At 59.7% G+C, this 18,815-nt stretch carries 19 protein-coding genes; 14 read left to right on the top strand and 5 right to left on the bottom strand.

Translation table 11 applies throughout. From position 1 onward, the window contains the following. Window positions 1–26: 26 nt before the first annotated feature. From ASE60_RS08670 to ASE60_RS08640, 7 genes are all read left to right on the top strand, one after another. Window positions 27–1,169 (top strand): MinD/ParA family protein, encoded by a 1,143-nt coding sequence (locus tag ASE60_RS08670; RefSeq protein ID WP_057249344.1) that lies wholly within the window; start codon window positions 27–29, stop codon window positions 1,167–1,169. A gap of 29 nt (window positions 1,170–1,198) precedes the next feature. Further along, entirely contained in the window at window positions 1,199–1,777 is a 579-nt protein-coding gene (locus ASE60_RS08665; RefSeq protein WP_057249408.1) for a L,D-transpeptidase, read from the top strand. A gap of 19 nt (window positions 1,778–1,796) precedes the next feature. Beyond that, window positions 1,797–3,254, top strand: a complete 1,458-nt coding sequence (locus ASE60_RS08660; protein ID WP_057249343.1) for a CpaF family protein — start codon at window positions 1,797–1,799, stop codon at window positions 3,252–3,254. Then, on the top strand, window positions 3,251–4,204 hold the full coding sequence (locus tag ASE60_RS08655; RefSeq protein WP_057249342.1) for a type II secretion system F family protein: 954 nt from the start codon (window positions 3,251–3,253) through the stop codon (window positions 4,202–4,204). Before ASE60_RS08660 ends, ASE60_RS08655 begins: the two co-directional genes overlap by 4 nt. A 7-nt stretch (window positions 4,205–4,211) precedes the next feature. Next, window positions 4,212–5,156, top strand: a complete 945-nt coding sequence (locus ASE60_RS08650) for a type II secretion system F family protein (RefSeq protein WP_057249341.1) — start codon at window positions 4,212–4,214, stop codon at window positions 5,154–5,156. Between the two features lie 16 nt (window positions 5,157–5,172). Beyond that, complete coding sequence (locus ASE60_RS08645; protein ID WP_057249340.1) at window positions 5,173–6,477, top strand: hypothetical protein; 1,305 nt, start codon at window positions 5,173–5,175, stop codon at window positions 6,475–6,477. Window positions 6,478–6,750: 273 nt separating this feature from the next. Further along, window positions 6,751–7,236 carry a hypothetical protein gene (locus tag ASE60_RS08640; protein WP_244495568.1) on the top strand — a complete coding sequence of 162 codons (486 nt, stop codon included), beginning with the start codon at window positions 6,751–6,753 and terminating at the stop codon, window positions 7,234–7,236. Between the two features lie 200 nt (window positions 7,237–7,436). Here ASE60_RS08640 and ASE60_RS08635 read toward each other — a convergent pair whose 3' ends face one another. Beyond that, complete coding sequence (locus ASE60_RS08635; protein WP_113132432.1) at window positions 7,437–7,955, bottom strand: tetratricopeptide repeat protein; 519 nt, start codon at window positions 7,953–7,955, stop codon at window positions 7,437–7,439. Window positions 7,956–8,339: 384 nt separating this feature from the next. On the opposite strand from ASE60_RS08635, the gene ASE60_RS08630 reads away from it, so the two are divergent. After that, a complete protein-coding gene (locus ASE60_RS08630) occupies window positions 8,340–8,801 on the top strand; it encodes a hypothetical protein (RefSeq protein ID WP_057249338.1) in 462 nt (153 codons plus the stop codon). Window positions 8,802–9,035: 234 nt separating this feature from the next. Further along, a complete protein-coding gene (locus ASE60_RS08625; protein WP_057249337.1) occupies window positions 9,036–9,488 on the top strand; it encodes a DUF2721 domain-containing protein in 453 nt (150 codons plus the stop codon). A 113-nt stretch (window positions 9,489–9,601) separates the two neighbouring features. On the opposite strand, the gene ASE60_RS08620 is transcribed toward ASE60_RS08625, so the two are convergent. From ASE60_RS08620 to proV, 4 genes are all read right to left on the bottom strand, one after another. Beyond that, a complete protein-coding gene (locus ASE60_RS08620) occupies window positions 9,602–9,871 on the bottom strand; it encodes a helix-turn-helix domain-containing protein (protein WP_057249336.1) in 270 nt (89 codons plus the stop codon). A 76-nt stretch (window positions 9,872–9,947) separates the two neighbouring features. Then, window positions 9,948–10,823 (bottom strand): glycine betaine ABC transporter substrate-binding protein, encoded by an 876-nt coding sequence (locus tag ASE60_RS08615; protein ID WP_057249335.1) that lies wholly within the window; start codon window positions 10,821–10,823, stop codon window positions 9,948–9,950. A gap of 73 nt (window positions 10,824–10,896) precedes the next feature. Beyond that, window positions 10,897–11,781, bottom strand: a complete 885-nt coding sequence (locus ASE60_RS08610) for a proline/glycine betaine ABC transporter permease (RefSeq protein ID WP_057249334.1) — start codon at window positions 11,779–11,781, stop codon at window positions 10,897–10,899. Between the two features lie 23 nt (window positions 11,782–11,804). Continuing rightward, window positions 11,805–13,037 carry a glycine betaine/L-proline ABC transporter ATP-binding protein ProV gene (proV, locus tag ASE60_RS08605; protein WP_057249333.1) on the bottom strand — a complete coding sequence of 411 codons (1,233 nt, stop codon included), beginning with the start codon at window positions 13,035–13,037 and terminating at the stop codon, window positions 11,805–11,807. A gap of 360 nt (window positions 13,038–13,397) precedes the next feature. Between proV and ASE60_RS08600 the strand changes: the two genes are divergently transcribed. Genes ASE60_RS08600 through ASE60_RS08580 form a run of 5 tightly spaced genes read left to right on the top strand, consistent with a single transcriptional unit; the run spans window position 13,398 to window position 18,755 of the window. Beyond that, window positions 13,398–14,180 carry a GntR family transcriptional regulator gene (locus ASE60_RS08600; RefSeq protein ID WP_156414610.1) on the top strand — a complete coding sequence of 261 codons (783 nt, stop codon included), beginning with the start codon at window positions 13,398–13,400 and terminating at the stop codon, window positions 14,178–14,180. A 27-nt stretch (window positions 14,181–14,207) separates the two neighbouring features. Continuing rightward, the gene (gene ugpC, locus ASE60_RS08595) at window positions 14,208–15,323 is read left to right on the top strand and encodes a sn-glycerol-3-phosphate ABC transporter ATP-binding protein UgpC (RefSeq protein WP_057249332.1); all 1,116 of its coding nucleotides are present in this window, start codon (window positions 14,208–14,210) and stop codon (window positions 15,321–15,323) included. A gap of 7 nt (window positions 15,324–15,330) precedes the next feature. After that, window positions 15,331–16,260 carry an ABC transporter permease subunit gene (locus tag ASE60_RS08590; protein WP_057249331.1) on the top strand — a complete coding sequence of 310 codons (930 nt, stop codon included), beginning with the start codon at window positions 15,331–15,333 and terminating at the stop codon, window positions 16,258–16,260. Window positions 16,261–16,265: 5 nt separating this feature from the next. Next, entirely contained in the window at window positions 16,266–17,147 is an 882-nt protein-coding gene (locus ASE60_RS08585; protein WP_057249405.1) for a carbohydrate ABC transporter permease, read from the top strand. Window positions 17,148–17,186: 39 nt separating this feature from the next. After that, complete coding sequence (locus tag ASE60_RS08580) at window positions 17,187–18,755, top strand: extracellular solute-binding protein (RefSeq protein ID WP_057249330.1); 1,569 nt, start codon at window positions 17,187–17,189, stop codon at window positions 18,753–18,755. The last annotated feature ends 60 nt before the right edge of the window (window positions 18,756–18,815 follow it).

Raw genomic sequence — 18,815 nt, 5'->3', positions numbered from 1 at the left:
CCTTCAATTCTGCGTGGGGAAGCGAGATGACCGCACACATGAACTTTGCAACGACAACCAAGATACTCATTCTCTCCGACGATGCGGCGGCGGCGAGCCTCATGCTGGATACGTTTGGGTCGCTTTCGCGTTACGAGGCGCGGCACATGTCGTTGGGCGTGTTGGGCGAGGCGGGGAAGGTCGACCCGACGCAGTTCAACCTGATCGTATTGGATGTCGACAATGGCGAGGTCCTCTGTCGTCAAGAGATCGCTCAGTTGCGCGCCAAGCACCGCAACATTCCAATGGTCGTCGTATCCGAGGTTCTTTCCGACGAACTGATGCGCCTGTTGTTTCGGCTGAACGGCGACGACTGGCTGAAGAAGCCGCTCGAGCGCCGCGCACTGATCGATATGATCTCCACGCATGCGCCGGGCGTCAGCGGCAATGAGAGCCGGGTTCACGCCATCGTTGCTGCTGTTGGCGGTGCCGGGGCAAGTGTTATTTCTTCTTCGCTCGCACACATACTGGCGCAACCGACGAAGGGCGTCGCGCCGCGGGTTGGTCTCTTCGATCTCGATTTTTCGTCCGGTTCCCTCGGCTACTATCTCAATCTTGTCAACGACTACGATTTGAAGACCGTTGTCGCGAATCCGGCACGTGTCGATCTCGAATTCATCGATCTCGTCCGCATGCGCCATTCGGCTGGCTTCACGCTGCTGTCGTTCAAACAGCCGTCCATCTTGCTGGAACCCAAGGGAGCCGAACTCGCGCTGCGCATGCTCGATGTCGCGGCATTCGAGAGCGACCACATGGTGATCGACGTGCCCTACTACGAAACGCCCTGGAAGAGCGATGTACTGGCTTCAGTCAACAGCATTTCCATCGTCACTGAAACGACCATCCCTTCGCTGCATCAGGCAAAGGATCTGTTTGCCAACCTCGTGCGCCTGCGCGGCGGCGCCGGCGGGATCCACGTCGTGATCAACAAGTACCGCACCAAGTTCTTCAGCCTTGGCGTGCGCCGGGAGCAGGTTGACAAGGTGTTTAAGGATACAGACGTGCACATCATTCCCTATGATTGGGATACGTTGAGTGAGGCGGTGAACCGTGGTGTCCTACCCCACGAAGTCAACCCTCGCTCTCCATTCTGTGGCGCCGTCGGCAAGCTCGGAGCGCTTGTCAGATGAAGACGCCCCTCCACATCAGCAGTGGCTCGATGGACCGAAGCAGCGCTGGCTTCGGTCATGGCCGGTGGACGCGGGCCGTACTGCTCTTGAGCGCGCTGGCGCTCCCGCCGGCTGCGACTGGAGCATTGGCGGGTGGGACGGTGCCGCGCAGTCTCGGGCCGAAAACGAGCACGGTCGTAACGATCGAGAAAAAATATCCGACCGGCACGATCGTCGTCGCCAGTCAGGAGCGGACGCTCGATCTCGTTCTCTCCGGCAAGCGAGCGATCCGCTATCGGATCGGCGTCGGCCGCGACGGTTTCCGCTGGAGCGGCGTGGTGAAGGTTGGGCGAAAAACCGAATGGCCCGATTGGCGGCCGCCGGCCGAGATGAAGGCGCGCGCGCCGGAACTGCCGGAGCTGGTGCCTCCTGGTCCGTTCAACCCGCTCGGCGCCCGCGGTATCTATCTCTACCGGGGGAGTTCCGACACGCTTTATCGCATTCACGGAACGAACGAGCAGTCCACCGTCGGGCAGTTCGCGTCCTCAGGCTGTTTCCGCATGAGCAATGCCGACATCATCGATCTCTACGAGCGGGTGAAGGTCGGAGCAACGGTGATCGTCAAATAATCGAACAGGGTAGGAAGCGATGGCAACCGGGTTCATTGGACGTTTCTACAAACAGCGGCAGCCGGATGATGAGGACCTTCAGGACGCCGTCGAGCCCTCTGCGATACCAGCGGGCGACGCTGCCGTCATGCCCGATCCGGAGGCTGCCGGCGCCGCAGCAAGTGCCAGATTGGAAGAGTCGCTCGGGCTCGACATGGTTGCGGAGCGGGTCAATCTGCACCGCTACCTCCTCGATCGCATCAACCTCGGCATTCTCGACACGATGGACGACGAGGAGATCGCCACCGAGATCAGGCCACTGGTCAAGGACTATATCCGGCGCAACAATTTCCCCCTAAATGCCAAGGAAATCAGCGACCTGATCCGCGATATCACCGACGAGATGCTCGGGCTCGGGCCGATCGAGCCGCTGCTTGCCGATGACTCGATCGCCGATATACTGATCAACGGTTACAACAGCGTCTATGTCGAGCGACGTGGCAAGCTCGAAAGCACGGCGGTGCGTTTCAAGGACGAAGATCACCTGCTGCGCGTGATCAACAAGATCGTCTCGGCTGTTGGCCGCCGAGTGGACGAATCGACGCCGCTGGTCGATGCGCGCCTGAAGGATGGATCGCGTGTCAACGTTGCCATCAGGCCGATCTCGGTCGACGGACCGTTGGTCTCGATCCGCAAGTTCACCCGCAAGCCGCTGACGTTGGAGCGTCTGGTCGAGAATGGCGCCATGGCGAACGCGATGCGGATCCTCCTGAGCGCCGCCGTCAAAGGCAGGGTGTCGATGGTCGTCTCGGGCGGCACAGGCTCGGGCAAGACGACCCTGCTCAACGCCCTGTCGTCGCAGATTTCGACCAAGGAGCGCCTGATCACCATCGAAGACGCGGCTGAATTGCAGCTGCAGCAGCCGCATGTCGGGCGGCTGGAAACGAGACCGCCGACCCTCGACGGCCGCAATGAAGTGCGTCAGCGCGAATTACTGAAGAATGCGCTGCGCATGCGCCCGGACCGCATCATCGTCGGCGAGGTGCGCGGCGAAGAGGCCTTCGATATGCTGCAGGCGATGAACACCGGCCACGAAGGCTCCATGACGACCATTCACGCCAACACGCCGCGCGACGCTGTCGGCCGGCTCGAGCAGATGGTCGGCATGGCGGGGATGCCCATGTCGCAGCTCAGTATCCGCTCGCAGATCGCCTCGGCGATCACCATCATCGTTCAGGTCCAGCGCCTGAGTGACGGTAGCCGCAAAGTGGTTTCGATCTCCGAGATCACCGGCATGGAGGGCGAGGTCGTGCAGATGCAGGAGATCATGCGGTTCAGGCGAACAGCTACCGACGAGAACGGCCGCATCCACGGTGAATTTCGGGCGACCGGCCTTCGACCCCGCTTCGTCGAGGAGTTCGCGCAGCTCGGGATCGTGATTCCTGTGGCGATCTTCGAACCGGGAAAACCATTGCAGACGGGAGCCGTTGAACCATGACCCTGCTGCTCCTCTACGCCGCGGTCTTCATTGCTGCGCTGGTTTCCGTCGAGGCACTGCTGCGCAGCTATTTCCGGAAGTCCGAGCGCCAGCGCGCCGTCAATCATCGGCTTGGCCTGCTCGATGCGAGCGAGGACCACCTCAAGACTTACCGTGCGATGCTGAAGGAGCGTGGCGCCGACGAAGATTGGCGATCGTTGCCGCCGGTTCATCGCATCCGGCAGCTCTATATGCAGTCAGGCATACGGTTCGACGCACAGCGTTTTGCGCTCTACGGGATCGCCGGCGCGGGGCTGGTCTGGTTGGTGGTCCAATTCCTAGTTCCGGGCAACCTGGTCCGGGTTCCCGTCTTCCTGGTGATCTGCCTTCTCATCCCGGTCATCGCCGTCTGGCGCATACGGGCGAGCCGGATCCGCAAATTTACCCTCAAGCTTCCCGAGGCACTCGACGTTGCCAACCGCAGCCTGTCTGCAGGTCATCCGCTGCCGGCGGCGATTTCCCTCGTGGCGCGCGAAATGCCTGATCCGGTCGGAACGGAATTTGGCCTGCTCTCGGATGAGTTGACCTATGGCACCACCTTGGATGACGCCCTCGTCAATCTCAGCCACCGCGTCGGCGCGGAAGACCTGAACCTGCTGGCAATCGCCTTGAGCGTCCAGGCGGGCACGGGCGGTAATCTGGTCGAAATCCTTCAAAATCTCTCGAAGACCCTGCGTGATCGCACGATGCTGAAAGCCAAGGTCAAAGCGATTTCGTCAGAAGGGCGTATCACCGCGATTTTCATGTCGGTCTATCCGTTCCTTCTCTACGCGATGATCAGGGCGCTTGCGCCGACTTACTTCGATCCGGTGTGGGCGAGCGGCCACGGCACGACCATCGTGGCCGTGCTGGGCGTGGTCATGATCATCGGCAACATCATTCTCTACAAGATGGTCAACTTCGAATATTGAGGCCGCTATGGGCGAGTACGGAATCTACATCGTCGTCTTCCTTGCGGTTCTGATATTCACCGCCGTTACTTCGGAGCTGGTGTTTCGCCGACGCGCGATCGGCGTCCGATTGTCGGAGGCGACCGCAAAGGCAGGTGGCGACGACCTTCAGCTCGGCGATGGCACCCTTGTCGACCTGGGAGAGGCGGAGAACCGCCTGATCCGCCGCTATTTCGAAATTACCAGGCGCGACCAAAATGCCAATTCCACACAGAACCGGCTGATCCGGGCGGGATATTTCGGAGCCAGAGCGGTTACCGTCTTTCAGGCGGTGCGAGCGCTCCTTTGCGGCGTGGTCATGGTTGTGGCGGCTTGGGCTTTGGACCGATTCGCGCCGCAGATGTCCAGGCTTGCGATCCTGCTGGTCGCGATGATTGCGACCGGCGCTACCTTCGTCCTGGTGAACATCTACATCGACCGGCGCGGTGACGCCAAGGAGCGGGAATACCGGCGGCTCTTCCCCGATTTCATGGATATGCTGATCGTGTGCCTTGACGCGGGCATGAGCATCGAGGCGGCGGCGAACCGTGTCGCCCGGGAGTTCGTCCAGAAACGTCAGGATTTTGGCCTGCATCTATCGATCATGATGCTAGAGGTGCGCGGCGGCCGCCGTTTGCGCGAAGCCCTGAGCAATCTTGCAACGCGTTTGCGGATCGATGAAGCGCGCGCGCTTGCCGTGCTCTTCCGTCAGTCGGAGGAGCTTGGAACGAGCGTTACCCTCACGCTGCGTGTGTACAGCAAGGAAATGCGTGATCTCAGGATGGTGCGGGCGGAGGAGAAGGCCAATGCCCTGCCGATCAAGATGCTGTTGCCGCTCGGAGCGTTCCTGTTTCCCGTTAGTCTCATCATTGTGCTCGTCCCCATCGTCCTTCGCGTTCTCGGCATTCTCACCGGCTTGAAGCCCGGTGGCTAGATCAGAGTGAGGCCCCATGCAGTATTCGCCCAGCCAGGACCGTGAAGATTTTGCCCTCGCGCTTGACTCGCGCATGCCGACGGCGCCGCTGAGTCTCGAAGAATCGGGGCTGGAATTGTCGTTCCTGCTGCGTCTGGCAGCCAAGTGCGCGACCGAGCAGGACACGGTTACGGCTTCGCATCTTACCGACCGGATGAAGCTGTCGAAAGTGCTGACTAATCTGCTCATCAAGGAACTGGTAAAGCTGTCCTACCTCGAGGCGCGAGGCCTTGCCGGCGAAGACGTCAAGTCGGACATTCGCTATGCACTCTCGATCAAGGGTTTGGATTATGCGCAGGCGGCCCTGCGGCAGTCGGAATATATCGGTCCGGCCCCGGTTTCGCTCGACGCTTTCTGTCACCAGATCGGCTTGCAGTCGATAAATCACGAACGCGTCACCTATGAGCGGCTCGTCCGCAGCCTGGACGGGTTGGTGCTGTCGCCGGCGCTGGTTGAGAAGCTGGGGCCGGCGGTCAATTCGGGCCGTTCCATCCTTCTTTATGGTCCGCCCGGCAACGGCAAGACCAGCATTGCCGAGCGGACCTCCGAGCTTTTCCTCCAGACGATTTGGGTCCCCTATGCTATCGAGGTCGGTGGTTATGTCATCAGTTTCTATGACGAGGCGACGCATCAGGCCGTGCGAGAGCCGACGGCTAGACCGCGCCCGAAGGCCGATCAACGTTGGGTCGAATGCCGGCGGCCGGTCATCAAGACCGGTGGCGAACTCACCCTCGATTTGCTTGACCTGACCCACAACCCCGGATCCAACGTCTACGAAGCGCCGGTGCACCTGAAGGCCTCGGGAGGGGTCTTCATCATCGATGATTTCGGGCGTCAGCAGGACCGGCCGCAAGCGCTCATCAACCGCTGGATCGTGCCGCTCGAGCGTGGCTACGATTTCCTGACATTGCATACCGGCAAGAAGTTCAAGGTGCCCTTCGACGAGCTCGTCGTCTTTTCGACCAACATTCCCCCGCGGGAGATCTCCGACGAAGCCGGCCTGCGCCGCCTCAAGTATAAGATATATGTGAATAACCCTTCGCGAGATGAATATATCCGCATCTTCGAGTCCTACGCGCGCAAGGTCGCGGTAAATTTGTTGAGCGATGATTTGCGCCTGTTCTACGATCGAAAATACAAGGGAGATACGCTAGCGTCTTGTTACCATCCCAAATACCTCCTGGATTTCATCTCCTCCTATTGCGATTTCAACGACTTGCCGAAGGTCGCGTCGCTGGAGATGCTGGATCGGGCTTGGGGAGGGGTGTTCACACTGGACTGAGGCGGGAACTGAACCGGGCGAGCATGTCGTTAAGGAATGTACGAAATACTGTTGCAGACCGGCCATCGGCGCGATAGCGATGAATGTCTTGAGTGAGCGTGATCCCGGGGGATCATTCGGGGTTTCGGGGACACGGAAAGTCAGGGCTGAAGCTGAGTTTCGTGACGGAGGAATTCGATGACTCATATTTCGAATGTCGATATCGAGATCGAGCCGGACGCCAAGCTGCGGCGCAACGAGCACGCCGCGAAGGAGCTAGGCCGTTCGAGGAACATGTCGATCATCGCGCTGGCACTCATGCTGCTGCCGCTCAACGCCGGCATCTTGCTCTACACAGCCAAGAACGCCGCAGATGTGCGAGAAAGCCGGGAGACCCTTTCTGCCCTCAAGCGCTCGATCGACGGCTTGAAGCAGCAGATCAGCAAGCAGGCTGTGAACATCGCAAACGGCGCGAAGGCCGACGATATAGCGGCCGTTCGCAAGACTGTCGAGGACCTGCAAAAAGATGTCGCCGATCTCGATGACCGCATGAGCCCGAGTATCTTTACCTCCAGCGGCGGCAGCATGATCATCAGTGCGCCTGGGAAGGAAGTAACACAGCGGCTGGCGCCATCATCCTATTCGGCCTCCTCTCCGGAAACCGCCGTCGACGATGTCTTGGCCGCAGCCGATCCTCAGGGCGGTTCCGTCGCTAACTTGCCGCGCTATGAACGGTCCGTCTCAGCGGATGGGAAGCTAGTTTTGCGAAAGGTCCGGTAGGGCAAAGCCACGTTGAAATCGATTCTCGCCTCGCAAATTCTTTAAACCGAAGCCGCCGAGGCAATAGCTGTCGTGTTGGCTCGGCGCACTTCGCTTGCGCCAGCGATACCACCACCGCGTTCAGCGTGAAAAAAAACGCATGAGGGAACTCACCCAAGCGCTTTGGCGCCTGGCGGACCTGAGTAGGTGGCGTCAGGTCCTTACCGCTGGGCGTATTTGACGCTGTTCTTCAACAGTTCGAGGTTCCTCGCCGTGGTCTCGTTCGAAGGGTCAATCTCATATGCTTTCAGGAAGTAGGTTCGAGCCCCGGGCAGGTCACCCCGCAGCAGATGGGAATAGCCGATATTGTTGTAGTAGACGGCTGTACCACCGATCATCTTAGAAAGCTGCGCATAGGCACGATCCGACGTATCAAAGCGACCAACCATGTCGGACGAGGCCGCAAAGCCCAGCCATGCCGCAGGATCTCGCGGAAAGACCTCAACCGCCCGCTTGTAGATCGCGTAGGACTTTCCGTAGTTCTTCTCCTGGAACTGGAGCTTCCCCGTGGTCACCAGCTCATCGTCCTTGTAAAAGGCGACCGCCGAATCATCATTGAGCGTTTTCGCGCTATCGCCGAAGGCAGCGACATCGTCGAGTGCATCCGATTGGCACCCACCTAGCAACAGCGCCCCCGCGAGCAGCGTAACGCGGCCTATTTTGCTCCGAGACATTTCCATTACATTCCCCCGATTGCGGGCATCCTAGCCTCGCCTAGAAATGAGCTCACCGGAAATCTTCCAGAAAAATAACTAATAAAGATAGAATTGAAACTGAGAGTCGCAATAAAGAGACACATGCCGGCTGGCCGGCCGCATCTGCCTCCGTAATTTCGCCTTTCAACCCCGCAAATCAAGGGGTTGGAGCCGACAGACTTCGATGAGGGCGGCCCCGTGAAACCGCGAGATATTCCGAATCCAGGCTGCAATCCCGTAAGCCTCAATTAAGTATCATCTTATATTTTATGTCTCACACATCCCATATCGGGTGGGCGGGCATGAAGGAACGGAGCCATGCGAGCGTTAGCGCTGACAATCATTCGACTTGGGCCCTGCGGAGCCTACTTGCTCGCAACCATCTCGCTTCTGAGTGTTGCGCTGCTTGGCAACACTCCGTCCAGCCCGCTCGCCTGGGCTTTGTACACGACCATGTTGCCGACGACGCGCACGCTTATACTGACGCTCGTGACCGCTTCCGACATGGTCTTTTGGGGCGTGACCTTTACGCTTATTGTCGCCGCCGCCGTTGGCGGTTATCTCGCGGTTCGGCCGGAGCGAAATCTTCAGCTTCGCTTCATTCATGCGCACGCGGCGCTCATCGCCTCCGGGCTCGCTGTACTTCAGATATCGCAAAACAGCGCCGGGCTCGCCAGTGTTTCGTTTTCGCAACTTCCGCCAGTTGACTGGTCACTCGTCGACGGTTCGTCTGCGGCGTTCGCCCTGTTCGTTCTGACCCTCTTGGCCTGCGTTAGCGCTCATGCGGCGATCATCGAGAGCATCCGTTTCGCTCGTCATTGCACCAAATGAAATGACGAGCCTGCCGGGGATGTCTTTCTAACGAGAGTTCACGAACTTCATATCCGGGATCTCGCTTCACGCAATGATCTGATGCTATGCGATCAAGCAGGCGGCTCTCGGCAAGAGCTGCGGCAAGTCGTCTGAGCTGCCGCCGGAAAATTGTCTATTTTTGCGGCTGTAGGTTGATCGGACGCTACTCACATCAAGGCGAATACACTTGCGCGGAAGTTATTAAGAGCACTCATGGAGCCACCATCAATCGTCAACGACTTGGCCTCAATAATCCAGACGTCCCTGGCGCCTGTCTTCCTGCTCGCCGGTACAGCCGGTTTTGTCAATGTCTACGCGACACGTCTCGGCAGGGTCTCGGATCGGGTTAACGAGGTGGGGGAAAAGGATGGGGACGATGAGGCGCGGCGCATGCAACTGGACTATCTGCGCCGGCGAACCTTTGCCCTGGAGATAGCGGTCGCCTTGGGAACCTTGGCTGCGATCTGTACCGGCTGCGCGATCCTTAACCTGCTCGCCGGCGCGCTCGCGTTCGGGTTCCGAGAGGAAAATCTGTTCTGGTTCTTCGGCGGTGCGATCGTTTCGCTCATCGTATCGCTTGTGGCGTTCCTGTTCGAGATGCTCATCGCCGGGCGGAACATGCTGCGCCAGATGCGGATGGATCAGTCAGCCGCCGGGCGCGATTGAGCTTCGCGAGACATGGCGGGCTGAGAATGGAGCCCGCCTTTTCCGTCTATCTCGGCTCGCATTGGGGGCGTCCGGACCGAGACGAAGACGTTCCCACGGTTTGCCGTTGAGCTTTATCGCGCCTCCGCAGGACCTCTGCCTTGCCCATTTAGAAGCCAGGCAATGTTCACCTGCAGAATTCGCGCCAGCATGTCGAGGCGGTTGGCTCTCGGCTCGGCGCGATCGTTTTCCCAGCTGGTCCAGGTCTCCTCGGTCACACCGGCGACGGCGGAAATCTGCTCGACGGTAAAGCCGACGGCATCGCGGGCAAGGGAGATGCGGCCACCGATCGTGTCATCGCTGGTATCACGCGCAACGCGCGGGGCAAGGGTATCGTTCAGCATATCGATGCTCCTATGTCTCTAAAGAACAGTCCGCGGACAGTGCCGCGGAGCGGAAGCGGAAATTAGAGCGTCGGCGTCAGCCGCCGTCCTTGGCGAGCCAAGCGCTGATCTGGTCCGGATGATCGGCGATGTACTTGTCGACCGCCTTCTCGTAGGAGGTCTCCTGGGCATTGAACATGGCCGCCTCGAGATCGCCGATCGGCAACTTCATGCGCGACAGAAAGCCGGCAACCTCCGGATTGTCCGTCTCGAAACCCTTGCGGGCGAGCACGTTCACGCGTTCGGCCTTGCCGAGCGCGTCCTTCGGGTCGTCGATGTAGCGAAGCTCATACTTGCCGAACATCCAGTGCGGGCTCCATGAGGTGGCGACGAACCACTGTTCCTTACGGACTGCACGGTCGACGGTCGTCAGCATCCCGGCCTCGCTGGAAATCTGCAGCTTGTAACTGTCGAGTTCGTAGTCCTTGAGTGCCTGTTCGGACAGACGCGTCAGTCCCGCACCGGGATCAATGCCTTCAATCCGGCCCTTGAGCTTCTCCTTCACGTCGTCCTTCTTGAGGTCGTCGATCGAGGCGATGGCGTCCTCGGGAACATACTTGGGTACTACCCAGCCGAGCCTGGCGCCGTCATAGACCGTGCCGAGCGTCGTCACCTTGTCCTTCACCTTGGCGAAGTAATCGGCGTGGGTTTCGGGCAGCCAGGCCATCATCATGGCATCGAGATCGCCGCGGCTGACACCCTGGTAAAGCGGTGCGATGTCAGTCTGGACCAGTTCGACCTCGTGGCCGAGTTTGTCGTTGATGAGCTTTGCGGCAAGCTTGGTGACGAACTCGGCGTCGGACCAGGCGGCCCAACCAATCTTAACGGGGGCCTTGTCTTCTCCCAAAGCCACGCCGAACGTGCCAGCGGCGATACTGACCGCAAGGCTCATTGTAACGAGGGTCTTGAACATTGTTCCTCCTTTTTTTGAAGGTTCGCATTCGGCGGAGTGAACACCGTCAACTTGGGCACAAGGCCTCGGGTCATCACGCCGTGGCGGTCGAAACCTCGGGCTGGTACACCTGTCGCCGAAAAAGGCTGCGCCAGGGGGAGGCACGCTCCTTTCCGAAGCTCTGGGTGAGGCGGTCGAGAACGACCGCGAGAATGACGACGGCGAGGCCACCCTCGAAGCCGGTTCCGACATCGAGACGCTGGATGCCGGTCAACACCGTGTTGCCGATGCCGCCCGCGCCGATCATCGATGCGATCACGACCATGGACAGGGACAGCATGATCGTCTGGTTGATGCCGGCCATGAGGGAAGGCATGGCGTTGGGAAGCTGCACCTTGCAGAGCAGCTGTAAGGCGGTGCAGCCGAAGGCGTTGCCGGCCTCGATGAATTCCACATGCACCTGGCGGATGCCGAGATTGGTGAGCCGCACGACCGGCGGCATCGAAAAGATGACCGTCGCAATCGTGCCAGGTACGGCCCCGAGGCCGAAGAACATCGCTGCCGGAATCAGGTAGACGAAGGCGGGCATTGTCTGCATGAGGTCGAGCACCGGCCGGACGATGGCGGCAACCCGGTCGCTGCGAGCCATGGCGATGCCGAGCGGCAGGCCGATCAGTATGGCGACGAGCGTCGATGCAAGGACCAGCGACAGCGTTTCCATCATGGCGGACCAAAGCCCCATGTGATCGACGAGGAAAAGGGAGAGGCCCGCGAGGGCCGCGAAGCCGAAACCGACGCGCCACAGCGAAAGCAGCACGAAGATGGCGAGGCCGACGGACATGGGCATAGCGAGCAGCAGCGCCTGAATACTGTTCGTCACGGCGCCGATGGCAGCCGCAATGAGATCGAGCAGCGGCGCGAAATTGTCGAGGACGTAGTTGACGGCGCTGTCGACGCCGTCACCGATATCGAAAGTCATGATGTATCTCCGAACTGGCGGGATCAGGCGGTGCGGTCGAGCGTCTCGAGAAGCGCAGATTTGCTGATGGAACCGAGGTAGCGATTGGCTTCGTCGATGACGGGCACGGGAAAGGTGCTGGCCGCGACCGTGCCGAGCACAGTGGAGAGGCTTTCGGACGCGGGGATCGGCTCGATATCCGGCAGGAAAGCCCGCCGGTACGAATGGCCTGCACCGTCGCGGGCGGTCTCGATCAGCGATGTGCGGCTGACCATGCCGTGATAGGTCTTGTCTCGACCGAGGATGATGGCGACGTCCCGGTTGAAGTGCTCCATGCGCTCCAGGGCCGCTGCGGCGGAAACACCTTGACGCTCGATGATCGTCACCTGCGTCTTGCGGGCGACGTCTCCCGCGCGGAAGACCCGCGAAACGTCGACGTTGCGGAAGAACGAACGCACGTAGTCATTGGCGGGCTTGAGCACGATCTCATCGGGCGTGCCAACTTGAACGACCTCGCCGTTCTGCATGATGCAGATGCGGTCGCCGATGCGAATGGCTTCATCGAGATCGTGACTGACGAAAACGATCGTGCGGCTGTGCTCCGCCTGGAGGCGAACCAGTTCGTCCTGCATTTCCGTCCGGATGAGCGGATCGAGCGCGGAAAAGGCTTCGTCCATCAAAAGCACCGAGGCCTCGCCCGCCAAGGCGCGGGCGAGGCCAACGCGCTGCTTCATGCCGCCGGAAAGTTGATCAGGGCGACTGTCGTCGTAGCCATCCAGCCCGACGGCCTGCAGTGCTGCGCGGGCGCGTTGCTTGCGTTCTGTCTCACTGATGCCGGCGACTTCGAGACCGAAAGCGGCATTGTCGATGACGGTACGGTTGGGAAGAAGCGCAAAGGACTGGAAGACCATGCTGATGTCGTGGCGGCGCAGCTCGATCAGTTCGCTGCGGGGCATGCGCGCCACGTCTCGTCGCTCGATTTCGATTGAACCAGTCGTGGGTTCGATCAACCGGTTGATGAGGCGAAGCATTGTCGACTTGCCCGAGCCCGAAAGGCCCATGATAACGAAGATCTCGCCGGCGAGGACGTCGAAACTCGCATTGTTGACGCCGATGGTGCAGCCCGTCGCTGCGTGGATCTCAGCCTTGGTCTTGCCGGCGCTCAGAAGGCGGAGGGCCTGTTCCGGCCGCTCGCCAAACACCTTGAAGACGTTCTTGATACTGATCTTGACCGGTCGGTTGTTCGCCGTGGGGTCGCTCTCAGTTGCAAATGCCATATGTCCTGGGCCCGGCTCCGGAAGCGGGGCACTCTCCTTTGTTTGCTGGGAGCTGATGAAGCAATCAGCGAAGTGGGACGACGCGTTCGCCAGAAGTGCTTCGCAAATACGATAGCGCGTCGCAATATGGATACCGTGTGGCATACACTTGCTTCAATGTCCATAGAGTAGGAATAAAAATCTATAAATATCCATGCTGGCTCGCCAGAGAGGAATGGTTTCGCAGCCTTCCTGCTTTCGTCGGCCGACGGCTGGCGACGGTTTAGAGGCTCGATCTAAAATCTCGGACACAGATTTCGCCTTGACAACCGGCTTCTGAGACATCAGTCTCATGACTAAGATATCAGTTAGCGAAGAGATATGTCGAACATTGTCGAAATTCCGGCCTTGCCCTTGGAGGAACTGCTCCGGTCGACTCCGATGGAGGGGCCTGGCAACACGACGACCAAGGTCTACCGATTGCTTCGGCAATTGATCGTCGAGGTCAGGCTTCTGCCTGGGCGGGCGTTGCCGGAAAAAGAAGTGGCAGCGCTCCTTAATGTCTCCAAGACCCCGGTGCGCGAGGCGATCATCAGGCTTTCCGAGGAAGGTCTGGTCAAGGTCGTGCCGCAGGGTGGCACCTTTGTCGCGACGATCGAGGTGCAGCGCTACATCGAGGCTTGCTTCATTCGTTTTCGCCTTGAGTCCGGCGCGGCCGCGGAAGCTGCCAAGCGGCATACTCTGGAAGACCTTGGGCGATTGGAGCTTTGTCTCAACCAGCAGGTCGAGGCCGTCGGGAACGAGGACTATACGCGCTTCTTCGAGCTGGACGAAGAATTTCACCGGATGATCTTTTCGACGGCGCGGCTCAGCGGTGTCTGGGCCTTCGTCAATCAGGCCAAGGGCGAAATTGACCGCATGCGCCACCTGAAGATGGTGTTTGGGGTACGGCGGACTGGGGAGGTCATCCACGAACACCGCGATATCGTCGATGCGATACGGGCTGCATCTCCTGATGAGGCGGTGGCGGCGATGACCCGACACCTGGGCTCGCTCGAAGCCAAGATCACCGAGCTTTCGCGCAATCCGAAGCTGTGGAGCTACATTGAATCGATCAATGCAACCACAACAGAAAAACGGAAACCACGGCGCAGCCTGACCTGAGGAAGGCGCCGTCGGGAGGAAACTGAAATGTCTGCAGTGGAATTGAACGACGTAGTGAAACGCTACGGCGCACTCGAAGTCGTGCACTCTGTGAACCTGAATGTCGAGCAGGGGGAATTCGTCGTTCTCGTCGGGCCGTCAGGTTGCGGCAAATCGACGACCTTGCGGATGGTGGCGGGCCTGGAGGAGATTTCCGGCGGCACGGTCTCGATCGGCGGGCGGCTCGTTAACCGGGTTGCGCCAAAGGATCGCGACGTGGCGATGGTGTTCCAGAACTACGCCCTCTATCCCCATCTGAACGTCGCCGAGAACATCGCCTTCGGCCTGCGTGTACGACGCGAGAAGAAGGACGTCATCGACGCGGCCGTCAAGGAAGCGGCCGCCATTCTCGATCTCACCCCCTACCTCGCGCGCAAGCCCGCGGATTTGTCAGGCGGGCAGCGGCAGCGTGTCGCCATGGGGCGGGCAATCGTCCGCAAGCCGCAAGTCTTTCTGTTCGACGAGCCTTTGTCGAACCTCGACGCCAAGCTGCGCACCCAGATGCGCGCGGAGATCAAGCGGCTTCACAAGCGCATGGGCGTCACCAGCATCTATGTCACCCACGACCAGATCGAGGCGATGACGCTGGCAGACCGCATCGTCGTCATGAATGGCGGCCGCGTCGAGCAGGTGGGCTCTCCGATGGAGCTTTTCCTCAAGCCGGCCAATGCCTTCGTCGCAAGTTTTCTCGGTTCGCCACCCATGAACCTCCTTCGGGCAACGGTCGTCTCCATGGATGGCGAACCCAGGGCGCGCATAGACGCTGCCGATGCAGAGGCGGCCGTGCTCAAATTGCCGAGGGCAAGCAGCGCGTCCCTGCGCGCCGATCAGCGCATCCTGGTCGGCCTCCGGCCAGAGCACGTCGCGGTCGGCATGGACGCGAGTGCGGACGTCCAGGAGATTGCAGCGACGGTCGACCTGGTCGAGCCACTCGGCTCCGAAGCTCTGCTGCACACAAGGATTTCTGGCCAATCGATCGTCGCCAAAATCGAAACCCCTGCCGATGTCGAGACGCTCTTGCAAATCGGCAGGCTACAGATACCGGTGGGTCGACTTCATGTTTTCGATGCCGAGAGCGGCAGAGCCGTCAACGGACATGCGTGAGGCGAGCATGGCAACGATAATCGTTGGATATTTCAAGCGCCTTGGTGAGGATCTCCGGAGGGACTGGCAGCTTTACCTGCTTATGCTTCCGATGCTCCTTTGGTTTTTGCTCTTCCTCTACAAGCCCATGGAAGGGCTGCAGATCGCGTTCAAGGATTTCAGCCCGTTCCGCGGTATCGCCGGAAGTCCCTGGGTGGGTCTTGAGAATTTTCGCACCCTTCTCGACGACCAGATTTTCATCCGTGCATTCCTCAATACGATCACCATCAGCGGTCTCGGGCTGATCTTCGCCTTCCCCGTGCCGATCGTGCTCGCGATCATGTTCAACGAGCTTCAGAGCGAGTTGGGGCGCAGGTTTTCCCAGACCATCGTCTATCTGCCCCACTTCATCTCCGTGGTGATTGTCGCGGGCATCGTGATCAACCTGCTGTCACCCACCACAGGCGTGGTCAATCTCATCCTGTCGAGCCTCGGTCTTGACCGGGTCTATTTCCTCACCCAGCCGGAATGGTTCCGCACGGTCTTCATCGGATCGAACATCTGGAAGGAGGCAGGCTTCGAATCGATCGTCTATCTCGCGGCGATCGCCGGCATCAGTCCGACGCTCTACGAATCCGCCCGGGTCGATGGTGCATCGCGCTGGCAGATGATGTGGCGCATCACCCTTCCATGCATTCTACCCACGATCATCATCATGCTGATCATCCGCATCGGCAATCTCGTTGAGGTCGGGTTCGAATACATCATCCTGCTCTACCAGCCGGCAACCTACCGCACCGCCGACGTCGTCTCGACCTACGTGTACCGTACGGGTCTGCAGGGCACGCAATATGACCTCGCCACTGCCGCCGGGCTCTTCAACGCGGTCATCGCCTTCGCTCTCGTCTTCGCTGCCAACCGGATTAGCCGGAAGGTTTCGACAACTTCGCTCTGGTGATCGTCATGGCTAGCTTCAATCTCTATTCTCGCGGCGACCGGATCTTCGGATATGCGAACGCGACCCTGATCGGGCTCTTCGTACTCTCAACGCTCTACCCGTTCATCTACCTCTTGTCGGTTTCGATCTCATCGGGTGCGGCGGTCACCTCGGGACAGGTCGTGCTGTTGCCGAAGGACCTGACACTTGCCGCCTACGAGTTCGTTCTTTCGGATCGGCTCTTCTGGATCGCCTACGGCAATACCTTCATCTACACCTTCGGCGGCACGGCCGTCAGCCTCGCGATCATGATCCCCGGCGCCTATGCGCTGTCGCGCCCACGGCTTCGGGGCCGCAAGATCCTCAACCTGATGGTGGCGTTCACGCTGTGGTTCAACGCCGGCATGATCCCGTTCTTCCTGAACATGCGAGATCTCGGGCTGCTCGACTCGCGCTTCGGCATCATCATCGGGTTTGCCTGCAATGCCTTCAACGTCATCCTGCTGCGCAACTTCTTCGAGGCCGTGCCGAAGTCCTTTGAGGAAGCCGCCAAGATGGATGGCGCCAGCGAGTTCCAGCTGCTTTGGAAGGTTTTCATTCCATTGTCCAAGCCGGCGATCATCACGGTCGCGCTGTTCTGCATCGTTTCCCGTTGGAACAGCTATTTCTGGGCCATGGTGCTGTTGCGCGGCGAGGAGAAGATCCCGCTTCAGCTCTACCTCAAGCGCATCATCGTCGATCTCACCGCCAACGACGAGTTCGCAAGCAGCCTGCTGACGGCTCGCTATTCGTTCGAGACCGTCACTGCGGCGATCATGATCGCTTCGATCATTCCAGTGCTGCTCATTTATCCAAGCATCCAGAAATACTTCAATAAGGGTATCACCCTTGGTGGAGTGAAAGAATAACAGCTGTCTCAGCCAATTCTGTTTAAGGAGGAGAATGGAATGAGATATATTCGAGATACGTTGGCATTGCTCGCCACCTGCGCGTTGCTGCAAACCGGCTCGGCCTATGCCGAAGACGCCGCGACGAAGATTACCGACGACCCACTCGAGCTGACGATCCATTTCCATTTCCGTGACAAATACGTCTACACGGAAGGCTGGCCGGTGGAGAAGAAGGCCGCCGAGTGGACCGGTATCCACGTGAAGAACATCGCGTCGCTTGCCACCAGCAACAGTCGGGACGCCTTTAACCTGCTGATGGCGTCCGGCAACCTGCCGGATATCGTCGGCGGCGACGTCACCGGCGGGCTGAAAGACGATTTCATCCGTTACGGCATGGAGGGTGCCTTCATGCCGCTGGATGATCTGATCGAGGAGAACGCCCCCAACCTCAAGAAATTCTTCGACGAGCATCCGATCGTTCGCCAGGCAATCAGCGCGCCCGACGGGCACATCTACTTCATCCCCTACGTGCCTGAGGGCGAGTTTTCCCGGGCCTGGTTCATCCGCAGGGACTGGCTCGACACGCTTGGCCTGAAGGTCCCGGAAAATGTCGACGAGCTCTATGCCGTTCTCAAGGCTTTCCGCGAGAAGGACCCGAACGGTAACGGCAAGAAAGATGAAGTTCCGTACTTCGCGCGCGAGCCGATCGAAGCGGTCCGGCTGATCAACATGTGGGATGCCCGTGTGTCCGGCTCGGAACGCTATGGCGACTTCATGATCGAAGGCGGCAAGGTTGTGCATCCGTGGACGACGGCGAACTACAAGACCGGTATTTCCAAGGTCGCGCAGTGGTTCAAGGAAGGCCTGATCGACACGGAAGTGTTTACCCGGGGCGCCCGCGTGCGCGAATACATGCTGGGCAACAATATCGGCGGCATGACGCACGACTGGTTCGCAAGCACCTCGAACTACACCGAAGCCCTGAAGGACAGTGTGCCCGGCATCAACTTCGCGCCGATGCTGCCGCCGAAGACCGTCTCTGGAAAGCGTTTCGAGGACAGCCGTCGTGCGACCGTTCAGCCGGCGGGCTGGGCGATTTCCTATTCGAACCAGCACCCGGTCGAGACGATCAAATACTTCGACTTCTGGTTCTCCGAAAAGGGCCGGATCTTGTCCAACTGGGGCATCGAGGGCGAGACCTATGACATGGTCGATGGCAAGCCCATCTACAAGGAGACTGTCCTTCACAATCCCAAGCCGGTGAACGCTCAAATGTGGGAAATCGGCGCCGGCGTGCCGCGTGGCTATTGGGCCGCCTACGCCTCCGAGGAGCAATGGACGAACAAGATGGCCCTGGACGGGATCGCCATGTACGAGAAGGAGCCAGGCCTTCTGCAGCCTGAGTTCACGGGCGTCTCGATGAACAGCGAAGAGCGCGCGGTTTACGACAAGTACTGGCCGAGCCTGCTTACCTACATGATGGAAATGCAGCAGACCTGGGTCCTCGGAGCCCAGGATGTCGATACCTCATGGGACGGCTACGTGGCCCGCCTCGACCAGCTTGGCTACGCCAAGGTCAACGAGGTGATGCAGGCGGCCTATGACCGCCAATACGGAAAGAACTGATTCGATTATCGGGCGCGGCTGGTCCGCGCCCGCCTCCATCACGAATCCAAAGGACGTCAT

The organism is Ensifer sp. Root278 (assembly GCF_001429285.1).
GTDB lineage: Bacteria > Pseudomonadota > Alphaproteobacteria > Rhizobiales > Rhizobiaceae > Ensifer.
The sequence above is the reverse complement of the archived record's forward strand: the minus strand, read 5'-3'. Positions and strand labels throughout refer to the sequence as shown.